The organism is Filimonas effusa (assembly GCF_004118675.1).
GTDB classification, from domain to species: Bacteria; Bacteroidota; Bacteroidia; order Chitinophagales; family Chitinophagaceae; genus Filimonas; species Filimonas effusa.
In genome coordinates, this window is the sequence record NZ_SDHZ01000005.1 from 215,764 (window position 1) to 241,433 (window position 25,670).

The window sequence follows — 25,670 nt, forward strand, 5'->3', positions numbered from 1 at the left end:
CATGGAAACTTCCGGTTACATGGGGCGTTACCGTTATACACGTAAATACCCCGCTTTACGCTGCTCTTTGTTCTTACTGTTCTTGGTTGTCTCCGCATTAGCGCAGCTTGGTAGCCTCTTTGCACAAGGAAATCTTCCCGATAAATGGGCAGCAGCCGGCAATGTAGTATTAGCTGCTAACCCTAGACTCCTGGTTAAACCCAGCTATATCAAAAATGGTGGAAGTGGCGATGTCGCTTTTAAAATGGAAAACATCTCTGCCGATGGCAGTGAAATCAACTTCACCTTTACCCTCAGCAATGGCAATAGCTGGAACTTCAATCTTACACCACGTAACGGAAAATCAGAAGTGTTCTATGGCACCGGCATCAAAAGCGCATCAGCCCTCGTTTCTGAAGTAAACGCCGAACTTTCCAGGTCCCACTTCTCTAATATAACTGTCGATGGGCACCCGGTATCTGATTATACCGAAGCAAACAATTACATGGCAAACTTCACCTTGCCGGCAACTAACACGGCTTTAAACCCCGATGCCTTACAAGTAAATTGTGAAGCATGGCAGCAAAGAATAAATGAGTTGGAAGAATTTAAGTCTTTGCCCAACTGGTACAAAATACGAATAGGCCTTACAACCAGGCTGGAGCAATGTAAATCTAACCTCTCAGCATGCAAGACAAAACTGGCATCTGCTAAAATACAGGAGAAAAAATCCACTGCAACTACTGATGCCGGCGATAAAGATTTTTGGGGCGAATCCTCGCCCTCCGCCAGTAAAACAACGGCCTCTGCTGGTGCCGGTTCTTCCGCCAGCTCCGGAATATCAGCAACCACCGCTTCCAGCAGCTCAGAAACTTCTTCAGAGGAATCATCAGGAACGTCCACTTCCTCTTCCGGTAGCGGCACCCGCCTGAATACCAATCCTGCAATCACCGAAATGGTAGCACGCCAAAACAGGCTCGCCGCATTAAAAGCTGAAACAGCCGCAAAAAATAAACAGATCGAACAGGAAAACTACGACCGCATGGTGGCCTTCGAACAAAAGAAAAAAGAAGACATGCAACAAACCACCGAAGTCATCAACGGCGTAACAAACGGACTCATTGCTATCCTCAAACAAAACCAGGAAGCGAAACAACGACGCCTCGACGAAGAAGATCGCCAGAGAGAATTACTTGCCCAACAGCAGGAAGCCGCCAGGCAGAAAGAACTCGCAAAAGAGCAAAACATCCAAATGCGTACAACCCTGTTCGCTGAATTTAAACCAAAAGAAATCCCGCTTAGCTCTTCACCCGAAAAAGCTAATCAACTCTTCTATTTCATTTATGCCTACGACGCCGCAAATGTCCGCCAGGATAATATTACAGTCTTTATCTCCAACGTCTTCGAAATAGGCCGCTATGCCGATGGCACCTGGCCTTTCAGGAATACCATCAGTACTGAAATAAAATCATTGACTCCTTTCAGCGAAACCATGCACGGCTACTACTACAGCCGTGAAGACGCTGAAAAAATGAGACAGTCGTTTACCGAAATGCTGCAGGCTAACAATGGAGTCTCCATAAAAGAAGTTAGCTACAAAGGAAAACCAGCAGCTGCAAACGCAGGTACAACAGCCGATTTCTGGGATACCGGCAAATCAAAAACCTCAGCAGGAGAAAATGCTAACAGCACCAAATCCTCCACAGAAAAAAGTGCCGCAACAAAACCCGCTGCCGCCAAAACAGGAACAACACAACAGGCATCAAAACTCGCATCACCAAAGAAAACAGGCGACTTCTGGGGCGAATCTGCTAAGCCGGCAAAAAAAGATTCCGCAACAAAAAAGAAATCCGATTTCTGGGACTGATAATAAAACCTTGTGATGAAAAAAATCATTTATCTTATTGTACTATATCTTTTGAGCATAATACCTGTTCACGCCCAGACTGCTCTCGCCAAACTAAAGTTCGAAGATGCAGAACAGGCATTCAACAACGGCGACTATAAAACTGCTTTAACCAACTTGAAAGAAGCTGAAAAGCTTTTTGGCAAAACAAACCCGCCTATTCAGCACCTTCAGATTCTCTCCCAGGCAAAACTCCTGGAAGATAAAGATATTTTTTTTGATACTACTACCTTGCAGCTCTTCAATACATTGTACAAAAGCTGCCAGCTCTTCCTGCAAAAAAACGTCGATGACGAAAGGTTGATAGAGAAGTACAAAGAAGTGTATAAAATCTCCGAACAAATAAAATCTGACTATCCGTTTGAGCGCATACAACTTATCAATGAATTAAAACAACGTCCAACTCCCCCTAATCTCTATAAACTTTTCATCATTTTTAGCGACTTAGACTGTAACGCTATCGCAAATTACTATAGAGCGCTATCTATAGAAAAAGGATACCTTCCTGGCAAAGTCATAGACCTGCGTGAAGATAAAGACTCTGCAAAAGCCAGAATCCTGTTGGAACAACAGTATAAGCCACTCATGAAGCTTGTAAGTGAAGGTGATATTTACGCTACACGCATTGCAGCCTTGATATATGATTCTGACAGTACGACCACAGTCGCTTTCGACCCCTCGGCCAATACTATCGAAAGGCAGCTGAAAAAAGCCATCGCAATGAACGAGAAAGCAGCAGCAGGCGGAGAAACAAACGCAATGACATCCCTTGCATTTTTATACAAGTATGGAAATAAAATCGCCAATATTGCCATAGATACCAATAAGGCTTTAAGCTGGTATGCGAAGGCAATGGAGCATGGAAGTATATCTGCTACAGCTGCATTGGGCATTTGGTATGAAAGGAACAAAGATTATAAAAAGGCACTTGACTTTTATCAGAAAGGGCTTTCCCTGGGAGGCTCAGCCCATATATACGAATGCCTGGCTGAACTCTATGAGAAGGGATTAGGAGTAAAACAGGATTATGCCGAAGCATTGAAATACTATAAACTGGCACTGGGCCGTGGATCGGTAGTTGCTTATAGTTCTATTGGAACCCTGTATTATGGAGGCCCCAATCTCCAGCAAAATCTGCCTGTTGCAATGGAATGGTATAAGAAAGGAGCAGAAAAATTCAACCCCTTTGCCATGTCTTGCATAGGATGGATGTACTTCAAAGGACAGGGAGTTGCAGCCGATATAATCGAAGCTGAAAAATGGATTACCAAGGCCGCCAGTGCCGGCAGAACCTTTGACATGATAACGCTTGCAGAAAACTATGCTCAATTAGGCTACAATAGCCCCGACTTCTATTTCTGTTACAAACTCGACAAATCCCGGTACGAAAAATATAAAATGCCTTTTACGCAGAATGATTCCCTGGCTGCTTCCTGGTTCATGAAAGCCGCAAAAAAGGGAGATAAAAATGCAGCAGCGCAAACCGGCCTGTATTACCTGGCAGGAGTAAATGGCGTAAATGAAGATGAAAAAACAGCTATGGAATATTTCAAGGCCAGCGGCGACACCAGCGCATATACAAACGCATGTTTTATCATTGGTCTCAGTTCACGATTTAACAAAACACTCGAACGTTCTATCTATTTTCTTACCCAAGCTGCTGAACGCGGCCATAAATGGGCCATGTTCAACCTTGCTTACCGCTATAAAAAAGGCTTGGTCGAATACCCGAAAGATAAAGACAAAGCAAAATTCTGGGAACAGAAATACAATGCTGTAAAATAATAAACCTCACATCAAAGTCATGACTATGCACCTACATAACGTCGCCAATGCTTTTAAACAATGCGGAACAGTTGCCCATAATACATGCAAAAAACCAAACTAACCGCAATGGCTCAGTCAGCTTAAAATTGACCCGCCTTGCCCTATTGCTTTGAAGAAGCATAATATAACTACGACTCCTGGCTGGACTTCGTAATAACTTAATGGTAATAACAAAAAATAAAATAGTGTGTATGAGAATATGGACTTTGCTACTGTCTCTAGTCTTGCTGGTAAACAACAGTAAGGCCCAAACTGCCCTCGCCAAACTCAAGTTCGAAGATGCTGAACAGGCATTCAACAACGGCGATTATAGAACGGCTATCACTAGCCTGAAAGAAGCAGAAAAGCTTTTTGGTAAAACAAACCCGCCCATCCAACACCTTCTAATCCTCTCTCAATACAAACTACTGGAAGGAAAAGATGTTTTTATGGATATCGCTTCTCCACAAATATTTAATGAACTATATAAAAACTGCCAGCTATTCCTGCAAAAGAATAGCGATGATGAAAGGCTTACAGGAAAGTACAAAGAAGTATATAAAATATCCGAACAGTTGAAATCGGATTTTCCTGTTGCCAGGATACAACTCATCGGCGAACTAAAGCAACGGCCCAATCCCCAAAAGTTATATCAACTCTATTGTATTTACAACGACTTGGGATGCTCCGCGAATGCCGGATATTACAGATATGAAGCTGCCACAAACGGCTATATCCCTGCAAGGGTATTAAATATGCGCGATGCAAAAGAAAAGGACATGCTGCCCCAGCAATATAAGCCCCTCATGAAGTTGGTCAGCGAAGGTGATGCGCATGCTGCACAAGTAGCGGCCTCGGTATATTATTCCGATAGTGCGCTTGCTGTGGCTTTCGATCCCTCGGCTACTACTGTCGAAATACAGGTTAAAAAAGCAGTAGCCATGTACGAAAAGGCTGCCGCCGGCGGTGATATCACTGCCATGACTTCCTTGGGAATCTTATACAGGAATGGAGCGCAGGGAGGCTATTTGGCGCCCGACAGCGCTAAAGCTATGAACTGGTTTACTAAAGCAATAGCAAATGGAAGCATCTTGGCGGCCTATTTTAAGGGCGGATGGTACGAAAAGAATAATGATTATAAGCAGGCAATGAATATTTATAAAAACGCGTTAGAAATGGGAGGATCAGCCACCCTGTTCGATAATCTGGCTCGTAATTATCAATATGGATGGGGAGTGGAAGCTGACTATGCCGAAGCCTTGAAATATTATAAACTGGCCCTGGTTCGGGGAAGCGTATCTGGCTATGCAAACATTGCCTTTCTCTACAGCATAGGAGGGCCCAACCTCACGCAAAACGATTTTACCGCTCTCGAATGGTATCGCAAGGGCGCAGAAAACGGCGATGCTTATTCGATGTCTTGTATAGCAAAGGCATACTTAAAAGGGCGAGGGGTTGCTATGCATTTACAGGAAGCCGAAAAATGGTTTACCAAAGCAGCCCATGCCGGTAGGGTTAACGACATGATGATTTTAGGGGAGAACTATACTAACAGAGACATCGGTTTCGCCGATGAAGTAACCTTTTGTTATAAAGTCAATGCGTCTGAATACGAGGAACATAGGCTGTTCTGTTCAAAGAGCGATTCCCTGGCTGCTTACTGGTTCATGCAGGCAGCTAAAAAAGGAAATAAAAATGCAGCAGCTCAGACGGGTATGTTTTACCTCGCAGGATTATTTGGTATAAAGGAAGATGAAAAAACAGCTATGGAATATTTCAGTGCCAGCGGTGACACAGCGGCTTATACTCGCGCTTGTTTCATGATAGGTCTCAATCCGCGTCTCTATAAAACGCCCGAACGTTCCATCTATTTTCTTACTAAAGCCGCGGAACATGGCCATGGATATGCTATGTTCAACCTTTCTAACCGCTATAAAAAAGGCTATAACGGTTACCCAAAAGATAAAGATAAAGCCAGGTTCTGGGAACAGAAATACAACGCCACAAAATAATACGCTTACACACCCTGCATGAAACCCCAAAAAAAGAGGGTGGGTCATAAATAAAAATAGCCGCTGAGAATTGCTTAAACGCGAACCCGGCTCCATCAGGTACCCGAATAAAACGAGGCCGTATCGCACTTATGATACGGCCTCTTTCTCATATCGAACTATCGCGACAACTTCGATGCCGCAGCCCTGTCTACAAACCAATGCAACTCACCCTGTTCAGGCTGTATGATCTGTGAAGGATAAAGATCTACATTCTTTATTCCTTCCAACACCTCTTTCAATACCACCGCCTTCTTCTCACCGGTAGCAAGAAAGGTTACACTGCGTGCCTTATTAACAATGGGATAAGTAAGCGTAATACGATACATATCCTGCGCTTCCAGCCAGAACGATGTCACCCATTTGCTGCTTTCATGCACTACAGGTAATCCGGGAAACAGGCTTAAGGTATGCCCGTCATCGCCCATACCCAGTATAACAAGATCAAAGCTGAAATGAAAATCCGTCCCTCCCGGATCATCCGCCGGAACAAAATAAGCATTCAGCAACTTCTCGTACTCCGCAGAAGCATCTTCCGGTGAAAGGTTGGTAGGCATCACATGGATCTGTGACGCAGGAACCGGCACATGATTCAGCAAAGTATCATATGCCATCTTAGCATTATTGCGCTCATCTTCAAAAGGCACAAAACGCTCGTCGCCCCAGAAAACATGCAGCTTGCTCCAGTCTATCTTATCCTTGTAAGCATCCGTTGCCAGCAACTCGTGCAGCTTCCTGGGAGTGCTCCCGCCCGATAAAGCAATAGTAAACCTATCCTGCTTCTCCAGCGTCTTACCAACATAGTCAACCAGCCAGTCAGCATACTCCTTACTAAGGTTGTCAGCGTTCTCCAACAAATGAATATTCATAAACAAGACAGCTTTAATTAATGAAAAACACCTATAATCCCCCTATCTCCAGAATCTCCTCCGCCATCTCTCTCCCAAACCACCGACATCCCCTCTGTTATCTGTCATCCATCATCTCTACTTCACTTTTGCCCAGTTATGCCCATCCCTCGCAATCAACGCTTCGGCATCTTCAGGCCCCCAGCTGTTAGGTGCATAATTCGGGAAATCTACAGGAGGACGCGCCTCCCAGGCTTCAATGATAGGCATGACTACCCGCCAGGCAGCTTCTACCTGGTCGGCACGCATGAACTGTGTGGCATTGCCTTCCATTACATCCAGCAATAAGGTTTCATATGCTTCCGGTTCATGATCATAAGCATCCTTATAACTGAACTTCATATCAACAGGGTTCAACGTCATAGACTGGCCAGGACGTTTGGCCTGGAAACGCAACCTGATATCCATATCCGGCTGTATACTAATCGTCAAACGGTTAGGACGCCACGTCTCCGCAGCTTCCTGTGGAAATGCAAAATGCGGCGCCTGCTTGAACTCGATAGTAATGCTGGTTGTCTTTTCATGCAAATACTTACCTGTACGAACATAGAAAGGAACACCCTGCCAGCGCCAGTTCTCGATATAGAACTTCACAGCAGCAAACGTCTCTATAGTAGAGGTAGGATCAACATTCTTTTCCGAACGGTATGCCCTAACCTTCTGCCCCTGCATCCAGCCTTCTGCATACTGACCCCGAACAGCCACCTCATGCACCTGGTCTTTCGTAATCGGACGAATAGCATTCAGCACATCCACCTTCTTGTTACGGATCTCATTGGCTTCAAACGATACCGGGGCCTCCATACCAATGATACACAGCAATTGCAGTATATGATTCTGAACCATGTCGCGTAAAGCGCCCGACTGCTCATAATAACCGCCCCTGTCTTCTACACCCACCGTTTCGGCAGCAGTGATCTGTATATGATCAATGTAGTTCCGGTTCCATAACGGCTCAAACAATGCATTCGCAAAACGCAATGCCAGCAGGTTCTGAACAGTTTCCTTGCCCAGGTAATGATCGATACGATACACCTGGTCTTCAGAAAAGATCTTGTTCAGCAACGCATTCAGCTCAGTAGCGCTTTGCAGATCATGCCCAAAAGGTTTCTCTACTACAATACGGGTGAAGTTGGTATCCTTGCAAAACTCCAGGCCACCCAGTTTAACGGCGATATCCGGAACCAGCTGCGGCGCCACCGCCAGGTAAAACATCACATTTACATGGCCGCCCCACTGCTCTTCATATTCCTTTACCACATCGGTAAGCTTATGATAAGCCGCTGCATCACCCGCATCCATCTGCAGGTAACGGATGCTCTGCGAAAATTTCCCCCAGCTCTCTTCACTCTTACGGCGCGAAAACTCCTGGATGCCATCATACAGGTGTGTACGGAACTTGTCATCCGAATAGTCAGTCCGCCCCAGGCCTACAATGGCAAACTTCTCGGGCATCCAGTTATCGATGAATAAATTATATAACGCAGGCGTCAGTTTGCGTTGATTAAGGTCGCCGCTACCTCCGAAAATGAAGATGACGGTGGCAGGTGGTCTTTTATTGGTACTGTGTGCCATGATTTTTTATTTGTTAGTGTTTCCCCATTCTGTATGAAAACTGCCTTCTTTATCGATACGCTGATAAGTATGCGCTCCGAAATAATCACGCTGCGCCTGTATCAGGTTGGTAGACATACGCTCTGTTGTATAGGCGTCATAATATGCCAGGGCACTCATAAGTCCGCCTACAGGAACATGATGCGCTACCGCGGTAGTGATCACCGCGCGCAGGCTTTCCTGTTTCTCTTTCACAATATTCGCCAGCGAAGCATCCAGCAGGATATTGGGCAGATCGGCCTTGCTGCTGAAAGCCTTGTAGAAATCCTGTAACAAGGTAGAACGGATGATACACCCCCCTCTCCAGGCCTTTACCACATCCTGTAAAGGAATATCCATCGACAGTTCTTTCGATGCCTGGAACAACATTGCCAGCCCCTGCGCATAACAAAGGATAATAGCGGCATACAATGCATCACCCGCTTGTTTTACCAGCGCCTGCTTATCGCCGCTGTAAGGCTGCAACGCCGAAGGATACAACCTGGCAGCCTCCACGCGCTCCGCTTTATAACCCGAAATAGTACGCATAGCTACCGCAGTATCGATAGTAGGAATGGCAATAGGCAGATCCATTGCATCCTGTGAAGTCCATTTACCGGTGCCTTTCGAGCCCGCTTTGTCCAGGATAACATCTACCAGGCGTTTGCCGGTCTCGGGATCATCCTGCAGGAATATATCCCGGGTAATTTCAATCAGGTACGATTGCAGCTCACCCTCATTCCATTGTTTGAAGATCTCATGAAGCTGGTCGTTATCAAAGCCGGCGCCTTTATGAAGCAGGTCATAAACCTCGCTTATCAGCTGCATAATGGCATACTCGATACCGTTATGCACCATCTTCACATAGTGACCGGCAGCATCCTTACCCATATAAGCCGTACAAGGCTCACCATTCACTTTTGCCGAAATGGCGTCAAGCAAAGGCTGAATATGTTTGTAAGCTTCCTTGTCTCCGCCCGGCATAATGCTCGGACCGGTACGGGCGCCATATTCACCACCCGAAACACCCATGCCCATAAAATGTAAACCCTTTTCTTCCAGGTATTTTACACGACGCAGGGTATCGGTATAATGCGAGTTACCTCCGTCTATCACCACATCCCCCTTCTGTAACAAGGGCAGCAGGCTTTCAATAACATCGTCTACAGGCTTGCCGGCAGGAACCAGCATCATCACCCTCCGGGGCTGCGATAGCTGCTGAATCATCTGCTCCAGGGAAGTAACACCCTTCACAGTCGTACCCGCAGTGGCGGCAGCTTCCAGCGACGAAGCCTTCTGCGTATCCTTATCAAACCCAATCACGCTAAACCCATGATCTGCCATATTCAGCAGCAGGTTTCTCCCCATTACGCCCAAGCCAATCATGCCAAAATCGTATGTTTTGTTCTCCATATAATTCCAGTTATTGCATTTGATGAATATGCAATTTATAGAATATCGGGGTAAACGGTAGAACTCAAACCAAAGGGGAAATACCTTTGCCTAAAATTTTCCGTCATGAGTAAATTAGTCGAAGAGTTCAACGAATACCGCACCCGCATGAACGAGGTCATCCTCAGCAAAGACAACCTGGTGATGAAACGCCTCTGGAATCTCGATACCAACACCTACGAAGAAGGCGCCCTCGATAAAAAAACCAAGGAAATGCTCGGCCTCGTAGCCAGTATGGTGCTCCGATGCGACGACTGCATCAAATATCACCTCGGAAAAAGCTATGAGCTGGGCGTGAACACACAGGAAATGTACGAGATCTTCGCCGTAGCCAATATCGTAGGGGGCACAATCGTAGTGCCGCATACCCGCCGCGCCGCCGAATACTGGGAAGAACTACAAGCCGGTAATAGCTGAAAACTAGATAAATAATTGAGCATTAACCCCTAAAACAACACACATATTAGAGAAATCATTATGTAAGCGTGAAAAATCACAATAAAAAATGGGGTTTTTCACATTTTTTAAACCGTCCGGTAGCCGCACCTTTGTGTCATATACCGGCAGGCTTAAATGCTGGGGGGCGTAAGAGCCTGTCGGTAAAAACTTTTTATACTTTCATTGGGGGTTATATGCTGACACATCTTCGGCGGTTTTCTAACCGCCGTTTCCTTTTTCAGCCAGTTCAAATATTTTCTTTTGCTTCCACTCGTACCACGGCACCGGAAATGTCTTCTTCAGCAAAGTATCTATACCACGCATCCCCGTCAGGTTCCATACGCCTTTTAAAGCCCCGTTGACCGAATAGTTCAATGCACGCAAACTCATCGCAAAACCACTATCCAGGTACTCCATATGATGCCAGTAACCTCCGGGCATAAACAGCGTATCCCCATGCGAAAGCGTTACATCAAACCCCTCGGCAAACTGTACCGCCGGAAACCGCTCTATATCAAGTTTGCTTTTACCGGCATCGTAATAATTGCTGAAATCCGCCATGCTCAACACCTCAAACGGCTTGCGGTAAAGCTTATGCTGTTCTTTATAAGGGAAAAGTAATACCCGTTTCCTGCCCGCGAACTGCGTATGCAGTATATGACTCAGGTCTATATCAAAATGCATATGCGTAATAGACCCTTCGCCGCCAACAAACAGCATCGGCATACGCTTTACAAAACCTTTCATTAAATGATCAGGCCAGGTAAAATCCTGCTTTAACTGCGGCGCATGACTGAAAATATTAAAAAGAAAGATCCGCCACGCAGCCGGCCCCCTGCTTATCATATCGATGTACTCCCCAAAACTTTTATAGTCGTCGGCCTTGTTGATAGGAGTGTAAGCATCACTTTTGGTATTATTATAGATACCTATTCTTTTGTCGCCTGCTACAGCTTTAAAATAGTCCCAGGTCCATTTTTCTGTAGCAGGCCAGTCAGCAGAAAGATTTCTGATAACTACCGGAATGCGCGGTGCCAGGTAATTCTTTTTGAAGTGCTCAGCGGAAATGTTATCCACTATATCCACAGGGCGTAATAGCATGGGTACATCGTTTACGCAAAATTAGTAGTTAAGTGCATGAAAAAAATACAGAATAAACTCCGCTGATGGTTAAAAATCGCAAACCGTAAATCGTACCTTGTGTTATGCTATTACATGTACATCCCGATGATCCCCAGCCACGCCACATTAAAACCATCGTTGAGTGCCTGCGCGACGGAGGTGTTATCGTGTATCCAACCGATACCATCTACGGCCTCGGCTGCGATATCTTCCAGCATAAAGCCGTTGAGCGTATCTGCCGTATCAAACAAATAGATATTCGTAAAGCAAACCTCAGCTTTATCTGTTACGACCTCAGCGACCTTAGCAAATACACCAAAAGCACAACCACCCCCCTGTACCGCCTGCTCAAAAGCTACCTGCCAGGCCCATATACCTTCATCCTCCCGGCCAGCAAAGAAGTTCCTAAAATCCTGCAAAGCAAAAAGAATACAGTGGGACTTCGTGTTCCGGATAACAATATCGCCCGCTCCATTATCCGCGAACTCGATCACCCCATCCTCTCGGCATCCCTCCCCGGCGACATGGTCGAAGATTATACCGATCCCGAACTCATCTATGAAAACTTTGAAAAGCTCGTAGATATCGTTGTCGACGGCGGCATCGGAGGCATGATCCCCTCAACCATTGTCGACTGTACCCAGGAGCCATACGAACTCGTACGGCAAGGCCTTGGTAAGTTTGAAGAATAGGAATAGAGGGTAGAATGGCAGATAATAGCGTATGGGGCATCAATTCAAACCAAACGTTTAACCGGGACAAGATCATTAAGCTTATCCGTTTCATATGATACAGCGCTAAAAACAGGAAAGTATAAAGGCACTGGCGCGGGGCCGGAGAAGGCGTTTAAAGCGCTATCTCGATCTGCTGCGGCATGATATTGAAGCTCTTGCGATGATGCTGGCAAATGCCATGTACCTCTATCGCATTCCGGTGTTCCAGCGTTCCATAACCTTTATTCTGCGCCCAGTTATAGTGGGGAAAACTGTCATGTAACTGCTTCATATAAGCATCCCGGTAAGTTTTTGCCAGTATACTGGCTGCCGCTATACTTGCATAAATACCATCACCCTTGATGATACAATGATGAGGCGTTTCACCGTAAGAAACAAAACGGTTACCATCGATAAGCAGTAGTTCAGGGATCACCTTCAACTGATCTATCGCCAGGTGCATGGCCTTGAAAGAAGCCTTGAGTATATTGATGCGGTCAATTTCTTCCTCGCTCACCATCGCAACGCCATAGCTGATCGCTTCTTCCTCGATAACAACCCGCAGCTCATCCCGCTGCCCAGCCGAAAGCTGTTTGCTGTCGTTAAGGAAAGGATGCCTGAAACTGGCAGGAAGTATAACCGCCGCCGCAAAAACAGGCCCGGCATAACATCCCCTGCCCGCTTCATCACAGCCGGCTTCTACTAACGTATCCTGGTAAAAAGGTGTAAGCATTATCCTTCAGAAAACTATATAAATACCCCATAAAGGTAGCGGAAAATACTTTCATACATTTGCCGCGCAAAAAACTGTACCCGGGCAAAACGTGCCCGGAAAACTGTACCCAAAAACTGTACTCATGAAAATGTCCGATAACGCGTACATCCGCTATACCCGTTTCGTCCTCTTTTTCACCTTTATTGTAATCCTTGCAGGAGGCGTAGTACGTATGACGCAAAGCGGTATGGGCTGCCCCGACTGGCCCCGCTGTTTCGGCCGCTGGATTCCGCCCACCAGCATTCATCAGCTGCCAGCCGATTATGAAAAATACCTCCGCCAGCAGGACATCGACCATACCTTCAACCCATACCATACCTGGATAGAATATATCAACCGCCTCTGCGGCGCCATCCTCGGCTTCCTCATCATCATCCATACAGTATGGAGCTTCCGTAAATACTACCGCTCCAACCGCAAAATAGCCTGGCTCGCATTATTTCTCTTCCTCGCCGTTTGTTTCCAGGGCTGGCTCGGTAAACGCGTGGTCGACGCCAACCTCGCCGTTGTAAAAATCACCACACACATGCTGGTAGCCCTGGTGCTTACCTGCATCCCCGTCCTCATCATTCACATACGCCGCCCTATAGAAAAGATCAGGAACAATGGATTGAAATGGCTTACCATTCTTACCCTTGCCCTCCTCATCATTCAAATAATTTTGGGGACCGAAGTAAGAGAACAGGTCGATGAAGTGTCACGTTCCCTCAACTACGCACAGCGCGAACTGTGGCTCAGCAGGTTAAACATCTTCTTCACTATACACAAAACCTTCGCCTGGGCAGCCGCCCTGGCTTGCCTCATCCTGTTCTGGAGCAGCATCTCTCATAAAGTACTTCAGCCTACCGCAACCTGGATCTTCCTTACAGTGCTGGTAGTCATGATCCTGGGACTTTCAATGGCCTATTATAATATCCCGGCCATTGCCCAGCCCCTGCATATGCTTACTTCCTGCATTCTGTTCACATTAAGCTATGCACATAAACTCCGTATCAGGTAATTACCCGCTCCATCCAACACGTAGTTAAGGGAAATATTGTCTGGCCCTATAAAAGCAGAACCTGCCGCTTTTTACTTAACTTGTCTATTGACAACCAACATTAAGGATGAAAAAATACTGGGTAGGTTTCTTTTACGCTTTACCCGTGCAGCTTTTTTTGCTGCACCTGCGCCGTTATCAGGTTTTCTTGGTATTCTGGTATATCCTTTTTGCCACCGTGGCAGGCCATTTTATGGAAACATATGGCGCCGCCTCCCTCTTCCTGGCCCCCGAATACCTGGGAAACGTCAATGCCCTTAGCACCGCAATTGTAGGATTCGCCATCGGCATCTTCGTCATGAGCTGGAATATCACCACCTTTATCCTCCATAGTAAACATATCAGGTTCCTGGCTACTACAGCACAACCTTTCCTGAAATACTGCATCAATAACGCCATCATTCCCATTTCATTCCTGGTGTTTTATTTCTTCCATGCAATTGAATACGAACGCTACCGCGAACTCAACTCAACAAAGGATATCCTGTTGCTCACCGGTGGATTTACCATAGGCTTCATCCTCTCCGTCACCATAGCTTTTATGTACTTCTTCGGCGCCGATAAAACCATTTATAAGCGCATGTACGCCGTTATCACCACTGCCAACGAAAAATACCACCAGTCGGTAAAACGACGAAGACGCCCCGTTGGTAAGATCGAAATCCGCGTCGACTGGTTCCTAAGCGCCAGGTTCCACCTCCGTAAACCCCGCGACGTCCGCCACTACTCCGAAGAATTCCTCGACCTCATATTTAAACGACACCACTTTGCAGCCGTATTTATAGTCCTGTTTGCTTTCTTCTTCCTCATCGGCGTAGGTTTTCTTTCCGAAAACATGGCGTTCCAGATCCCCGCCGCGGCAAGCATTACACTCTTCTTTTCAATCGTTATAGCCGTATCTGCTGCCTTTTCCCTCTTCCTTCACAGCTGGAGCATCCCACTGCTGTTACTATTATATGTAGCGCTTAACTGGATGTACCAGCACGATATCATCGACGTTCGTAACAAAGCCTATGGCCTTAGCTACAACTCTAAGATCATCCGCCCCGAATACGACCGCAAAACCATCCTGGAACTGGCAGACCCCGTTAATGTAGAAACCGACAAAACAGCTTTCAGGCAACGGCTCGAAAACTGGAAAAGCCGCCAGCAGCATCCCAAACCTATTCTCTTTCTTATCAATGTAAGCGGTGGCGGCACCCGTAGCGCTACCTTTACCATGAATGTACTGCAACGCCTCGATAGTATTACCAACGGGAAACTCATGCAGCAAACCGCCCTCATCACAGGCGCCTCAGGCGGAATGCTCGGCGCGGCCTACTTCAGGGAACTCTACCTGCAAAAACTGAAAAGCCCCGCCATCAGGCTGCAGGACAAAGAATATGTTGACAATATCTCCAAAGACCTTCTCAACCCCCTCTTTTCGTCCTTCATATCCCGCGACCTCGTAGGCCCGGCCAAACGCTTTGAACTTAACGGGCAATACTACACCAAAGACAGGGGTTATGCCTTTGAACAAAAGCTGAATGAAAACACCAACGGCATCCTCGATAAAACCATTGGCGACTATACCGCTCCGGAAGATGCAGCACTCATACCTACCATGTTCTTTAACTCGGTCATCAGCCGCGACGGCCGTAAAATGATCATAGGCAGCAGGCCTGCCAGGTTCCTCATGCGTAACGAAACCGACAGCAGCCAGCTCCTGAATACCGACCCGGATGCTATCGACTTTCTATCCCTTTTCCATGCCCAGCATCCCCGCCAGTTGCGCGTTAGCTCCGCCCTGCGCATGAATGCCACCTTCCCTTATATCCTGCCCAATGTGTGGCTGCCCACTCATCCCGTTATCGACGTGATGGACGCCGGCCTCCGCGATAACTATGGCCAGGAAACTTCATTAAGATTTATACAATCCTTCCGCAACTGGCTGAACGAAAACGTAAGCGACGTTGTCCTTATCCAGATCCGTGACCGCCAGCTGGGCGACTGGGAACGCCCGGTTGAACAAAACAGCCTGCTCAGCTTTTTAACCAAACCCTTCCTGCTTTTACAGAATAACTGGTTCCACCTCCAGGACTATCACCAGGCCGACCAACTGGGATATGTCTATGATAGTTTCGGCCCCCGCTTTCATCGCCTTTGCTTTCAGTACGTGCCTTCCCGGAAAGACGCCCACGCCTCCTTAAGCTTCCATTTGAACGCCTCCGAAAAAAAGGATATCGCCGAAGCACTTGACAACCCCACCAACCAAAAACTCTTCGAAAACTTTATAAAACTCCTAAATAAATAGTCATTTAAATATGGCATGATCAAAATAACCATACACCAAAAGCAGGCGCCAATTATGCGATCTTTTAGTTCCCGGATACCTGTACCCTCCCAGGCCAAACTATCCCCGCTCTTTACAATTTCTTTACAATTAGGTTACAATGTATTAATCTGTACGTAATATCCTCATAACATCCGTTAGTGAAATTTGATAAACATAATTTCCAAATGGAAAGAAGACCACTTGATGTAGTTGTAATGAGTGATCTGCATTTAGGCACTTACGGTTGCCATGCCCGCGAAATTGTCAACTACCTCAAAAGTATCCAACCGCAGATTTTAGTGTTAAATGGCGATGTCATCGATGGCTGGCAATTTAGCAAACGTTACTTCCCTGTAGCACATATGCAGGTGATCAAAGAGATCATGGGCCTGCTTAGCAAAGGAACCCGCGTCATTTATATTACAGGTAACCACGACGAAGTCTTAAGACGCTACTCCGATATCCAGATAGGAAATTTCCAGCTTACAGATAAAGTAGTAATGGAGATCAATGGCAAAATGACCTGGATCTTCCATGGCGACGTATTCGATGCAACCACGAAAGGCAGCGCTAAAGTACTGGCTAAACTGGGTGGACATGGATACGATCTCCTGATCATTCTCAATCGCTGCATCAACTGGTGCCTTAAAGTATTGGGAAAGGAAAAAATGAGCTTTAGCAAACGTGTCAAGAACAGTGTTAAAAAAGCAGTTTCCTGGATCGGCGACTTTGAACAAACAGCAGCAGAACTGGCTATCCGCAAGCAATACGACTATGTTATCTGCGGACATATTCACCAGCCCCAGAACAGGGTTATTGAAACAAAAGAAGGTTCTGTTACTTATCTCAACAGCGGCGACTGGGTAGAAAATCTCACTTCGCTCGAATACAGCCATGGCGATTGGAAGATCCATCAGTACAACGAAAAGGATTATGCCGCCGCCACTGTAGTTGAAATGCAGAAAAAACTCCCGGCATTGAATGTAGTGACCGACAAAGTAGCCATGAGCTACCCCTTGCCCCAACAGAACACGAACGACGATATCTCTTTCATTTTCGAGAAACTGGTAAATATCCCGATGGGACGCATATGAGAATATTTTATGCAGTACAGGCCACAGGTAACGGACACATTGCCCGCGCCATAGAATTACTTCCATTCCTTCAGCAGTATGGAGAAGTAGACGTATTCTTAAGCGGAACCAATAGTAACCTTAAAGCCGCACTGCCCATAAAATATCGCAGCAAAGGCATATGCCTCTTTTATGGTAACAGCGGTGGTTTAGACTACCTGAAAATAGCCCGTGCTTTTAATCCCGTAAGAGTTTGGAAAGAAGCTCGCAACTTACCCGTTGAAAAATACGACGTAGTCATCAACGACTTCGAATGTATCACCTCACTTGCCTGTAAGATGAAAGGAGTGGCCTCTGTCAATTTTGGCCACCAGGCAAGTTTTAAATCAGCAAATACGCCACGCCCTGCTAAAAAGGACCTTATAGGCGAATTTGTACTGCAGCAATATGCAAAAGCCGATCAGTATGTTGGCCTGCACTTCAATAGCTACGACAATTTCATTTTCTCGCCCGTTCTAAAACAACAGGTGCTGAATGCCCAGCCTCTTAACAACGGGCATGTCACCGTTTACCTGTCGCACTACTCCGATGAAGTAGTAGCCCAAAGTCTCAGCCAGGTAAAAGATATCCGCTTCGAAGTCTTTTCTAAAAAAGTAAAAGGTAAAACCGTGCAGGACAATATCACGTTCCTGCCCGTAGATAATGAAACCTTCACCAGCAGCATGATCAACAGCTATGGCGTTATCACCGGTGCCGGTTTCGAAACGCCTGCCGAAGCATTATATCTGCAGAAGAAACTGTTATGTCTTCCTATAAAAGGACAATACGAGCAACTGTGTAATGCAGCCGCCCTCGAACAGTTTAACGTGCCCATCATCAGCACTATCGATGCCGCCTTCTCCGGCCATGTGCAACAATGGCTCAACGGCCCCGCACAGCAACCACTGCACATTACCAACAGCACCTACGAAATTGTACAACACGTAGTGGAAAAAGCACGAGCCATGCGCAATGGAACCGCTCTCGACAATATGCTTCCCAACCAGGGCTGGGCTGCAATATAATTATTCACCCACCAGCAACACCTGCCACGCTGCCGCTACTTTATCCTCCTTAAGTAAGGACGCCGCATGCCTGTGTAACTCCTTCTCCATATCATCCGGATTCAGTGAGTAATATTGTACTATATTTCTCACCGTATCATCCATAAATGTAGGATCGGCAACAGGCAGCTCATGCACATTGGCAAGTTGCGCCAGCTGGTTGCCTGTAAGCACAGTACTGTTGCGTATGCTTTCAGGCAGGGCGTCAAACCCAATTCCCAGGTGTACATTAGGTTTGGCGACAGAAAACAGCGAAGACGCATTCACCACACTATACCAGTCGCCTCCCAGTCTTGCTATATGCTGTATCTTATGATGATCGATCATCCCTTTCTCGTCAAGTATGGCATCCTCGATATGCATCCGTAATACTTCTGCTATCACCAGGTTGCCGGCGCCGCCCTCCGTTCCCAATGCCTTTACCTCCAGCACCTTACACTCCAGCTTTATCTTACTTTCCTTTACCATAGGTGGTTGTACCAGGGTTGCAGGCTCAGCCGTCAGTCCCGATTTCAGGAATTCATTAATAGCCTTGGGATACTCGCAGCTTGCAAGCGAAGTCTGTTGTACCATCTCGTAATCAACAATATTGATGACTACTTCCGGCACCTCCAGCACATTCTCAAGGGTATGCTTTGTAGTATTATCCCTCACGCGCCGCGAAGGAGAAAATATGACCACCGGCGGATTCGAAGAAAATAAATTGAAAAAACTAAAAGGGCTCAGGTTCACATTGCCTGCCTTGTCGATAGTGCTGGCAAAACAAACCGGCCTCGGCGCTATTGCATGCTGCAGGTATGCCTGCCGCTCTGCAGGCTTCAGTTCAGCTAAGCTAACTATCATATGATCTTTGAAGTTTAGGGTACCTTATTAGTTTTCTTTTGTTTAAGAATGCTCCATTCCGTATCCTCTTTCACTATCGTATTCTTTAACAGCCCCAACCCATCTATCTCCATTTCCACCACATCCCCTGGCTGTAACCACTGCTCCTGGTAATTGGGATCATTCAGTTTTCCCGTACCGTTTAACTCGAGAAAACATCCCGTACCTACAGTGCCGCTGCCTATTACATCACCGGGATGTATATCAACACCGTAACTGCAGCGTTCTATGATCTCGGCAAAGGTCCAGTCCATATCCGCCAGGTTGCCTTCGCTCACCTGTTTACCATTAACACGGCAACGCATGGCTAAGTTCCAGCTTTTGCCGGTATGCCCTTCCTTCGGAGCGGTTTCATAAGGCTCCAGCTCGTCCAGCGTCACCAGCCAGGGACCAATAACAGTTGCAAAGTCCTTGCCTTTGGCAGGTCCCAGGTTCAGCAGCATTTCTTCCATCTGTAAACGGCGGGCGCTCATATCATTCATGATCATAAGGCCGGCAATATATGCATCAGCTTCACCGGCAGGAATATTACGGCCCTGCTTCGATACTACGATAGCTGCCTCCAGCTCAAAATCAAGCTTCTCGAAATGATCGGGCATACAGCGTATATCACCAGGCCCCTGTATGCTCATATGATTGGTAAAATAAAAGATCGGGTATTCGTCAAACTCCTGGATCATAGGTACTTTACGGTTACGCCGGGCCGCCGCCACATGCTGCCGGAAAGCATAACCATCGCGGCAACTTGCAGGAAAAGGCACCGGGGCCAGCAGCTGAACCTGCGCAACAGGTATTGCTTTGTCCTTACCGATATGCCCTTCTTTAATGCGGCTTTCCACATTTAACATCGATGGAAGATAATCGTGCCAGTGCGCCAGCAGCATATTCATGTTGCCGGGTAAATCGGGATGTAAACGCTCAAGATCATACAAATGGCCGTCTGCTACAATAGCCAGATGATCATGGCCATCCTGCAGGTAAGAAACAATCTTCATATGGTAGTTTTATAAAAACAGGCCAAAAATAAGTGGATATTCCTTACTAACAGGGAATAGTTTTACCACCTGTCTTCGTCGGGAATATCATTACGTTCCTGCCTGAACTGCCGCCTTGAGATGATCTTTTGCAGCTGACGCTCTATGATAAGATCGGCCATCACCAGCCCCGCATTATCAGGATGCTCCAGCAACAGCTTTTTAATACGCTGCTCGCTGAGATCTACACGGTAAAGAATAAAAATGAGTTTGTGCTGGTCGTGAACGATCAGGTGATTAAGATAATTCCCCAACTGTTCTCTGAATAACCGGCTGCCGCTTTCCGGTAACAGGCTTTTTCCTGTAATGTTCTCCAGTTCCCGTCTTAATTGTTCATTAACTGCTTCCATCCTTAATGTTTCCGGCTGCGATGCCAGTTTTTGAGTATTACCATCTGCCCAAGGTGATAATGTGCATGTTCCGTTAATCCATGCAAAAACTTATAAGGAACATTATACCCGGTAGAAGGCATTTCAAATAGTTTGTCCTCTGAATAATGAAGAATACTGTTGGCCAGCGAGCGCGCAGAATCAAATAACTTCTGCTGCAATTCCTGCCATTGTCCTTCACTGTTCAGCACAGGAACGTCAAACCCGTTACTCGGAGGAATGGGAGGATAAGTGCCCAGCAACCTTTGCTGCACTACTTCATTATAAAAAGCAAGATGGTGTACCAGCATGGCAATACTATTGGGCGAGAAAGGAGTTACCAGCGCTGCCTGCTCATAGGTTAAATCGTGTAGGGTACTTTTGATGTTTACTTCTGTCCAGTTATCGCCTTCATGAACATCTATCAGATGTTGCGCAATATGTGTCAGCAAGCTCATAGTGCTATATTTATTGGTATTTCTCAATAACACCCAGTCCAAATAACGCAAAATCATATTTAGCCGGGTCTTCAGCATCCAAAGTACGCAGATAGCCCGTTAATTCCAACGCAGCTTTCCAGTCGGTCTGGTTCCTTTCCAGTAACTGAAACCGTTTTGCAACACGCGCCACGTGCAAATCTACCGGGCAGATCAACGAAGCAGGAGATATATTCTTCCAGATGCCAAAGTCTACACCACAATTGTCTTGCCGAACCATCCATCTCAGGAACATATTCAGCCGCTTGCAGTTGCTTCCCTTGTAGGGCGTTGCTATATGTTTCCGCGTACGCGGAGGAGCATCCTCCAAAGAGAAAAAATAATGATGGAAACCCGTAAGCATGCTTTCCACATCATCTCCCCAACGTGTAAAAGCCGACTCAAGACTGTCGTTATTACTATAATGAAAACGGAGAAACTCCGCGAAATACAACAGGTCGGTAGCATTAAAGGTCCGGTGTTTGAACGTCATCAAACGCTTAAGCCCCTCAACACCAGGATCCAGTATAAAAGAATGGGGCGCCATATCCATCATTTTCATCAATTCTGTCGACTTGTTGATAATAATGGTACGGTTGCCCCATGCAAATAAAGCCGCAAGAAATCCTGCTATCTCTATATCCTGCTTTTTGCTAAACAGATGCGGGATAGAAACAGGATCGTCTTTTATAAAAGCAGGCGTATTGTACTGCCTTACCTTGGCATCAAAAAAATCCTTCAGCGATTGCGCCATGTTGTCTTTTAACCAATTGCCTTGTTCAGGTCTTCTATCAGGTCGTCCACATCTTCAATACCTACGCTTAAACGGATCAGAGAATCTTTCAGGCCGTTTTTCATCCGCTCTTCACGCGGAATAGCAGCATGCGTCATAGTAGCAGGATGGCTTAAAAGACTTTCTACACCACCTAAACTTTCTGCCAGCGAGAATACATGCGTTGAAGAAAGTACACGTTTGGCTTCCTCTATATCGTCGCCTTTGAGCGTAAAGCTCATCATTCCCCCAAAACCACGCATCTGCTTGCTTGCAACGGCATAACCCGGATGATCTTCAAAACCACACCAGTAAACCTTGTCTACCTTGGGATGATTGCGCAGGAAATGTGCGATCTTTTCTCCGTTTTCACAATGCCGCTGCATACGCACATGCAATGTTTTAATACCACGGAGTATCAGGAAACAATCCTGTGGTCCGGGAACCGCACCACAACTTTTTTGTATAAAATATAACTGGTCGTAAAGGTTCTTGTCGTTCATTACCAGGCAGCCCTGCACCACATCGCTATGGCCGCTCAGGTACTTGGTGGCAGAATGCATAACAATATCGGCGCCCAGGTCCAGTGGATTCTGGAGATACGGAGAGGCAAACGTATTGTCCACGCAAAGCAAAACACCATGTGCCTTCGCTATAGCCGCTACCGCAGCAATATCAACAATATTCAATAAAGGATTGGTAGGCGTTTCTGTCCATATCAGCTTGGTTTGCGCATTCAGGAAAGGCTTGATATTCTCAGCGTCCTGCATATCCACATAATGGAACTTGATACCAAAACGCTTGAATACCTTGTCGAACAGGCGATAGGTACCACCGTACATGTCACTTGCCGCAATCACCTCATCACCGGGATTGAGCATGGTAATAACCGCATCAGTAGCAGCAACGCCGCTGCTGAAGGCCAGCCCGTACTTACCGTTCTCGATAACAGCATAAGCCGTTTCCAATGCCGTACGCGTAGGATTCTGAGAGCGGGCATACTCATATCCTTTATTTACACCCGGTGCTTCCTGCACAAAAGTCGATGTCTGGTAAATAGGCGTCATGATAGCGCCTGTAGAAGGATCCGGCTCCATGCCGGCATGTATGAACTTAGTACCGTTTTTCATTGCTATCTGTTGCTTTTCATGATGTAATCTACAACTAACTACCTTAAAATCAATAATATCTAAAACTTGATAGGCAAACTTATCTTCTGCTCATCCCACATCACAATCAGGTTTGTTCCACCCTTCACATCTTCAAAATAAATGGTAAGCGCCTCTACAGGATCTGTGATCTTCTGCACAGGAACCTCAACCCTTGTCAGGTCTTTCTTCGGATTCTGCGCTAAACCCCAATAATCCTTTTCTGTATTGAAAGCGATCGTCCACTTGGTTTCCGTGCAAATAGCATAAAGGGTATAACGCCCCTTGGGAATCAGCTTGCCGCCTATCTTCACATTTCTGAAAAATTCTATCTCCGTTGCCTCATTAGCACCCATACGCCAGATCTCGTTATAATGAATAACATCTCCAAAGATCCTGCGGCCATTACGCTGAGGCCTGCTGTACAACACTCTCGCAACGGGCTGATCACCTGCCTTGCCACTCATTTTTAAAATCGGATAGTTATAAGGACAATAACTCACATCCATTGGCGACTTGTCAATATCTGTTGGCTTTTGCTGGGCCATTACACATATTGAGAACAAACTACATAAGCAACTGAGAAGGATTTTCATACTCGTTTTGAGATTTTTGCAAAGATAATAGCTACTCATTCAGTAACTGGTTGAATTGCGTAAACGCAAAGGTTTTAACAAAAGGAAAAAAATCATCATAACACGCCTGCAGCGCATCATACGACTGCTCAAATACCTTATAGGCATCGCGGCTGTTATCGAGGTATGTTGCCCTGAAAGCCAGTCCTTTGAAACTGTTTTCAAGCCCCTCCATATACCGGTAATTGAACAGCCAGTTCTGACTGCGCATATAAGGGACCATACTCGCAAACCTGTCCGGCAGTATCCCGGTATGGTGTTGCAATATATGATAGGTATGCCTGCAAAACTGCTGCCAGCCTTCTTCAGAATTTTCTCTCAGATCCCTCGCAAGGAAATGATCATATACTACATCTACAAAAGCGCCGGCATATAACCCCACAACGGGTCTGAAATATTGCTTCGCTGCTGCCGTGGCCGCATGCGCATCAGTAAACTCATCGATAGCCCTATGCAGCCCTATGCCCTTTTGAACCATTGGACTATAATCAAACTTCCGCTTTCCCTTTACAAAATCACTGATCATATTACCAACCAGTATTTCCGGGTGGTTAAATGATAACCAGGCATGAGCCAGGTAGTTCATGAGCTACTTTTTTATATATGTATTAAGCCAGTTGGTCATTGTATCCAGCGCCTCGGGAGCAAAACTCTCTTCCAACTGGCCATATTCCTGCGGCGTACAGGTTGTACAATGCTGAAACAGGTGATTCAATCCCTTCAGTTCTTTTACCTCCGAAACTTTAATGCCGCTTTCCGCTATAGCTGCCTGCATAGCCGGCAAATTGGTGCGCGGCACTACCTGTATATCCTCTGACCCGTTAAGCGCCAGGAACTTGCATCTTAATTGTTTAATATAAGGAACAGGATCGCTCAACAGGAAATACTTCATCCATTCTGTCGTCATCGCCTGCACTAACCGCTGCAATAGCTGGGCCGATTGCTGCTCATCATATAATGATAATAACAACAATGTATTGGGATCCTGCTTTTTCTTCCATTCACCATAATAGGCCCATGCCTTAAGATAAAGAGAAGCGCTGTCCGACTCCGGTGTCACTGCCGAAGCAATATGGCTGAACAGGTCGCGGTAAGCGGCGGCCGCCACAACTGTAGCACCATGTTTTAACCAAACGGCCTCATTCTGATCACTCATCAGTTTGCTGCCTTTTTCGCCCGGTCCGGCCAGCGTAATAACAAACTGGATAGCTTCGGGGTTTGCCGCCGCTACCATCACTGCTATCAATCCCCCCTCGCTATGCCCTATCAATCCCGTTTTAGATTTATCAGTTTCTTTTCTTGTTTTCAGATAAGCCAATGCAGCCTCGACATCTTTTGCGAAATCGGCCGAAGTTGCTTTAACCAACGATCCTCGGGTTTTACCAGCCCCCCTGTCGTCAATCCGTAATACCGCGTAACCGTTTTTGGTAAGATGATCTGCAATAACCGCAAAAGGTTTGTGCCCCAGAATGGTTTCATCCCGGTCCTGGATGCCGCTTCCTGTAATCAGGATGGCAGTAGCAAAAGGCCCTCCCGACCTGGGATAGGTGAAGGTGGCGCCAAAATGTACCGAACCATCGGCATTGTCATACTCGATGTCTTCGCTGTTATAGGAAAATGGAGGTACCGGTGTCTGTGGACGGTTGACTTTATAACTGCTTCCCTTTTTTAAGGCAAGGGGCATGGTAGCGGCTCCCTGGTACCAGCTGCCTAAAATAGTTGAATCGTTTATCAGTTGGCCGCGAAAAGATGCTTTGGGCATCTCCAGCGCTACTATTATACTGTCGCCGGTAGCTGTTCCCGTAAAAGCAAGCCCCATAGCCCCCTGGTCCGGACTATCAAACTTTCCCGTCAGCTTTCCACCGCTATTTGAAGTAAAGTGAAAGATTAAGCGGAGCTTGCCGGCAAAACGCCCTTCCCAGTCTCCGGATACTGATTTATCCTGTCCAAACACCATGGCCCCCAGACTGCAGAACAGGCAAACTATAAGTAGTTTCTTCATGATACAGCAATATCGTTTTAGTTTTCCGATTATCCTAAACCGTTCTTACCGCTTTTCACTTTTAATATGAAGTTGACGCGT

23 protein-coding genes are annotated in these 25,670 nt (G+C 46.3%); 9 read left to right on the forward strand and 14 right to left on the reverse strand.

The genetic code is table 11. From position 1 onward, the window contains the following. Position 1 precedes the first annotated feature (1 nt). The 3 genes from ESB13_RS22390 to ESB13_RS22400 all read left to right on the forward strand — a co-directional run bounded on the left by ESB13_RS22390 (position 2) and on the right by ESB13_RS22400 (position 5,703). Positions 2-1,846, forward strand: a complete 1,845-nt coding sequence (locus ESB13_RS22390; protein ID WP_129006063.1) for a hypothetical protein — start codon at positions 2-4, stop codon at positions 1,844-1,846. A gap of 15 nt (positions 1,847-1,861) precedes the next feature. Continuing rightward, positions 1,862-3,670 carry a tetratricopeptide repeat protein gene (locus tag ESB13_RS22395; protein ID WP_129006065.1) on the forward strand — a complete coding sequence of 603 codons (1,809 nt, stop codon included), beginning with the start codon at positions 1,862-1,864 and terminating at the stop codon, positions 3,668-3,670. A gap of 233 nt (positions 3,671-3,903) precedes the next feature. Continuing rightward, the gene (locus ESB13_RS22400) at positions 3,904-5,703 is read left to right on the forward strand and encodes a tetratricopeptide repeat protein (protein ID WP_164974318.1); all 1,800 of its coding nucleotides are present in this window, start codon (positions 3,904-3,906) and stop codon (positions 5,701-5,703) included. A 158-nt stretch (positions 5,704-5,861) separates the two neighbouring features. Here the strand turns inward: ESB13_RS22400 and pgl are convergent, their stop codons facing one another. From pgl to gndA, 3 genes are all read right to left on the reverse strand, one after another. Further along, a complete protein-coding gene (gene pgl, locus ESB13_RS22405) occupies positions 5,862-6,611 on the reverse strand; it encodes a 6-phosphogluconolactonase (RefSeq protein WP_129006069.1) in 750 nt (249 codons plus the stop codon). Positions 6,612-6,728: 117 nt separating this feature from the next. Continuing rightward, positions 6,729-8,225 carry a glucose-6-phosphate dehydrogenase gene (gene zwf, locus ESB13_RS22410; RefSeq protein WP_129006071.1) on the reverse strand — a complete coding sequence of 499 codons (1,497 nt, stop codon included), beginning with the start codon at positions 8,223-8,225 and terminating at the stop codon, positions 6,729-6,731. Positions 8,226-8,231: 6 nt separating this feature from the next. Beyond that, on the reverse strand, positions 8,232-9,656 hold the full coding sequence (gene gndA / locus ESB13_RS22415) for an NADP-dependent phosphogluconate dehydrogenase (protein WP_164974319.1): 1,425 nt from the start codon (positions 9,654-9,656) through the stop codon (positions 8,232-8,234). Positions 9,657-9,761: 105 nt separating this feature from the next. Between gndA and ESB13_RS22420 the strand changes: the two genes are divergently transcribed. Then, positions 9,762-10,112 carry a carboxymuconolactone decarboxylase family protein gene (locus tag ESB13_RS22420; RefSeq protein WP_129006073.1) on the forward strand — a complete coding sequence of 117 codons (351 nt, stop codon included), beginning with the start codon at positions 9,762-9,764 and terminating at the stop codon, positions 10,110-10,112. Between the two features lie 240 nt (positions 10,113-10,352). Here ESB13_RS22420 and ESB13_RS22425 read toward each other — a convergent pair whose 3' ends face one another. After that, on the reverse strand, positions 10,353-11,234 hold the full coding sequence (locus tag ESB13_RS22425) for a cupin-like domain-containing protein (RefSeq protein ID WP_129006075.1): 882 nt from the start codon (positions 11,232-11,234) through the stop codon (positions 10,353-10,355). A 104-nt stretch (positions 11,235-11,338) separates the two neighbouring features. Between ESB13_RS22425 and ESB13_RS22430 the strand changes: the two genes are divergently transcribed. Beyond that, positions 11,339-11,947, forward strand: a complete 609-nt coding sequence (locus ESB13_RS22430) for an L-threonylcarbamoyladenylate synthase (protein WP_129006077.1) — start codon at positions 11,339-11,341, stop codon at positions 11,945-11,947. Between the two features lie 154 nt (positions 11,948-12,101). On the opposite strand, the gene ESB13_RS22435 is transcribed toward ESB13_RS22430, so the two are convergent. Further along, entirely contained in the window at positions 12,102-12,701 is a 600-nt protein-coding gene (locus ESB13_RS22435; RefSeq protein WP_129006079.1) for a ribonuclease HII, read from the reverse strand. A 124-nt stretch (positions 12,702-12,825) separates the two neighbouring features. On the opposite strand from ESB13_RS22435, the gene ESB13_RS22440 reads away from it, so the two are divergent. From ESB13_RS22440 to ESB13_RS22455, 4 genes are all read left to right on the forward strand, one after another. Then, entirely contained in the window at positions 12,826-13,743 is a 918-nt protein-coding gene (locus ESB13_RS22440) for a COX15/CtaA family protein (RefSeq protein WP_129006081.1), read from the forward strand. A gap of 106 nt (positions 13,744-13,849) precedes the next feature. After that, on the forward strand, positions 13,850-16,075 hold the full coding sequence (locus tag ESB13_RS22445; protein WP_129006083.1) for a patatin-like phospholipase family protein: 2,226 nt from the start codon (positions 13,850-13,852) through the stop codon (positions 16,073-16,075). Positions 16,076-16,281: 206 nt separating this feature from the next. Next, positions 16,282-17,190 (forward strand): UDP-2,3-diacylglucosamine diphosphatase, encoded by a 909-nt coding sequence (locus ESB13_RS22450; protein WP_129006085.1) that lies wholly within the window; start codon positions 16,282-16,284, stop codon positions 17,188-17,190. Then, the gene (locus ESB13_RS22455) at positions 17,187-18,233 is read left to right on the forward strand and encodes a glycosyltransferase family protein (protein ID WP_129006087.1); all 1,047 of its coding nucleotides are present in this window, start codon (positions 17,187-17,189) and stop codon (positions 18,231-18,233) included. The genes ESB13_RS22450 and ESB13_RS22455 overlap by 4 nt, the downstream gene beginning before the upstream one ends. Here the strand turns inward: ESB13_RS22455 and ESB13_RS22460 are convergent, their stop codons facing one another. The 9 genes from ESB13_RS22460 to ESB13_RS22500 all read right to left on the reverse strand — a co-directional run bounded on the left by ESB13_RS22460 (position 18,234) and on the right by ESB13_RS22500 (position 25,589). Beyond that, positions 18,234-19,115 (reverse strand): flavin reductase family protein, encoded by an 882-nt coding sequence (locus tag ESB13_RS22460; RefSeq protein ID WP_129006089.1) that lies wholly within the window; start codon positions 19,113-19,115, stop codon positions 18,234-18,236. A 14-nt stretch (positions 19,116-19,129) separates the two neighbouring features. Further along, on the reverse strand, positions 19,130-20,149 hold the full coding sequence (locus ESB13_RS22465) for a fumarylacetoacetate hydrolase family protein (RefSeq protein WP_129006091.1): 1,020 nt from the start codon (positions 20,147-20,149) through the stop codon (positions 19,130-19,132). Positions 20,150-20,211: 62 nt separating this feature from the next. Next, positions 20,212-20,538 (reverse strand): hypothetical protein, encoded by a 327-nt coding sequence (locus ESB13_RS22470; protein ID WP_129006093.1) that lies wholly within the window; start codon positions 20,536-20,538, stop codon positions 20,212-20,214. 2 nt (positions 20,539-20,540) lie between these two features. Next, positions 20,541-21,014: a DinB family protein gene (locus ESB13_RS22475; RefSeq protein ID WP_164974320.1), complete on the reverse strand. Its 474-nt coding sequence runs from the start codon at positions 21,012-21,014 to the stop codon at positions 20,541-20,543. Positions 21,015-21,024: 10 nt separating this feature from the next. Next, entirely contained in the window at positions 21,025-21,786 is a 762-nt protein-coding gene (locus tag ESB13_RS22480; RefSeq protein ID WP_129006097.1) for a TIGR02757 family protein, read from the reverse strand. A gap of 8 nt (positions 21,787-21,794) precedes the next feature. Beyond that, positions 21,795-22,940 (reverse strand): cystathionine gamma-synthase, encoded by a 1,146-nt coding sequence (locus ESB13_RS22485; protein ID WP_281275066.1) that lies wholly within the window; start codon positions 22,938-22,940, stop codon positions 21,795-21,797. 53 nt (positions 22,941-22,993) lie between these two features. Further along, positions 22,994-23,500 (reverse strand): DUF2911 domain-containing protein, encoded by a 507-nt coding sequence (locus ESB13_RS22490; protein ID WP_246022659.1) that lies wholly within the window; start codon positions 23,498-23,500, stop codon positions 22,994-22,996. Positions 23,501-23,579: 79 nt separating this feature from the next. Continuing rightward, positions 23,580-24,173, reverse strand: coding sequence for an acyl carrier protein phosphodiesterase (locus ESB13_RS22495; protein ID WP_129006103.1), 594 nt, complete (start codon positions 24,171-24,173; stop codon positions 23,580-23,582). Positions 24,174-24,176: 3 nt separating this feature from the next. Beyond that, the gene (locus tag ESB13_RS22500; protein ID WP_129006105.1) at positions 24,177-25,589 is read right to left on the reverse strand and encodes an alpha/beta hydrolase family protein; all 1,413 of its coding nucleotides are present in this window, start codon (positions 25,587-25,589) and stop codon (positions 24,177-24,179) included. Positions 25,590-25,670: the final 81 nt, after the last annotated feature.

Excerpts from the sequence above, each read along its gene's own strand:
- ESB13_RS22390 (WP_129006063.1), top strand. The coding sequence starts at position 2 with ATGGAAACTTCCGGTTACATGGGGCGTTACCGTTATACACGTAAATAC.
- ESB13_RS22395 (WP_129006065.1), top strand. The coding sequence starts at position 1,862 with ATGAAAAAAATCATTTATCTTATTGTACTATATCTTTTGAGCATAATA.
- ESB13_RS22400 (WP_164974318.1), top strand. The coding sequence starts at position 3,904 with ATGAGAATATGGACTTTGCTACTGTCTCTAGTCTTGCTGGTAAACAAC.
- pgl (WP_129006069.1), bottom strand. The coding sequence starts at position 6,611 with ATGAATATTCATTTGTTGGAGAACGCTGACAACCTTAGTAAGGAGTAT.
- zwf (WP_129006071.1), bottom strand. The coding sequence starts at position 8,225 with ATGGCACACAGTACCAATAAAAGACCACCTGCCACCGTCATCTTCATT.
- gndA (WP_164974319.1), bottom strand. The coding sequence starts at position 9,656 with ATGGAGAACAAAACATACGATTTTGGCATGATTGGCTTGGGCGTAATG.
- ESB13_RS22420 (WP_129006073.1), top strand. The coding sequence starts at position 9,762 with ATGAGTAAATTAGTCGAAGAGTTCAACGAATACCGCACCCGCATGAAC.
- ESB13_RS22425 (WP_129006075.1), bottom strand. The coding sequence starts at position 11,234 with ATGCTATTACGCCCTGTGGATATAGTGGATAACATTTCCGCTGAGCAC.
- ESB13_RS22430 (WP_129006077.1), top strand. The coding sequence starts at position 11,339 with ATGCTATTACATGTACATCCCGATGATCCCCAGCCACGCCACATTAAA.
- ESB13_RS22435 (WP_129006079.1), bottom strand. The coding sequence starts at position 12,701 with ATGCTTACACCTTTTTACCAGGATACGTTAGTAGAAGCCGGCTGTGAT.
- ESB13_RS22440 (WP_129006081.1), top strand. The coding sequence starts at position 12,826 with ATGAAAATGTCCGATAACGCGTACATCCGCTATACCCGTTTCGTCCTC.
- ESB13_RS22445 (WP_129006083.1), top strand. The coding sequence starts at position 13,850 with ATGAAAAAATACTGGGTAGGTTTCTTTTACGCTTTACCCGTGCAGCTT.
- ESB13_RS22450 (WP_129006085.1), top strand. The coding sequence starts at position 16,282 with ATGGAAAGAAGACCACTTGATGTAGTTGTAATGAGTGATCTGCATTTA.
- ESB13_RS22455 (WP_129006087.1), top strand. The coding sequence starts at position 17,187 with ATGAGAATATTTTATGCAGTACAGGCCACAGGTAACGGACACATTGCC.
- ESB13_RS22460 (WP_129006089.1), bottom strand. The coding sequence starts at position 19,115 with ATGATAGTTAGCTTAGCTGAACTGAAGCCTGCAGAGCGGCAGGCATAC.
- ESB13_RS22465 (WP_129006091.1), bottom strand. The coding sequence starts at position 20,149 with ATGAAGATTGTTTCTTACCTGCAGGATGGCCATGATCATCTGGCTATT.
- ESB13_RS22470 (WP_129006093.1), bottom strand. The coding sequence starts at position 20,538 with ATGGAAGCAGTTAATGAACAATTAAGACGGGAACTGGAGAACATTACA.
- ESB13_RS22475 (WP_164974320.1), bottom strand. The coding sequence starts at position 21,014 with ATGAGCTTGCTGACACATATTGCGCAACATCTGATAGATGTTCATGAA.
- ESB13_RS22480 (WP_129006097.1), bottom strand. The coding sequence starts at position 21,786 with ATGGCGCAATCGCTGAAGGATTTTTTTGATGCCAAGGTAAGGCAGTAC.
- ESB13_RS22490 (WP_246022659.1), bottom strand. The coding sequence starts at position 23,500 with ATGGCCCAGCAAAAGCCAACAGATATTGACAAGTCGCCAATGGATGTG.
- ESB13_RS22495 (WP_129006103.1), bottom strand. The coding sequence starts at position 24,173 with ATGAACTACCTGGCTCATGCCTGGTTATCATTTAACCACCCGGAAATA.
- ESB13_RS22500 (WP_129006105.1), bottom strand. The coding sequence starts at position 25,589 with ATGAAGAAACTACTTATAGTTTGCCTGTTCTGCAGTCTGGGGGCCATG.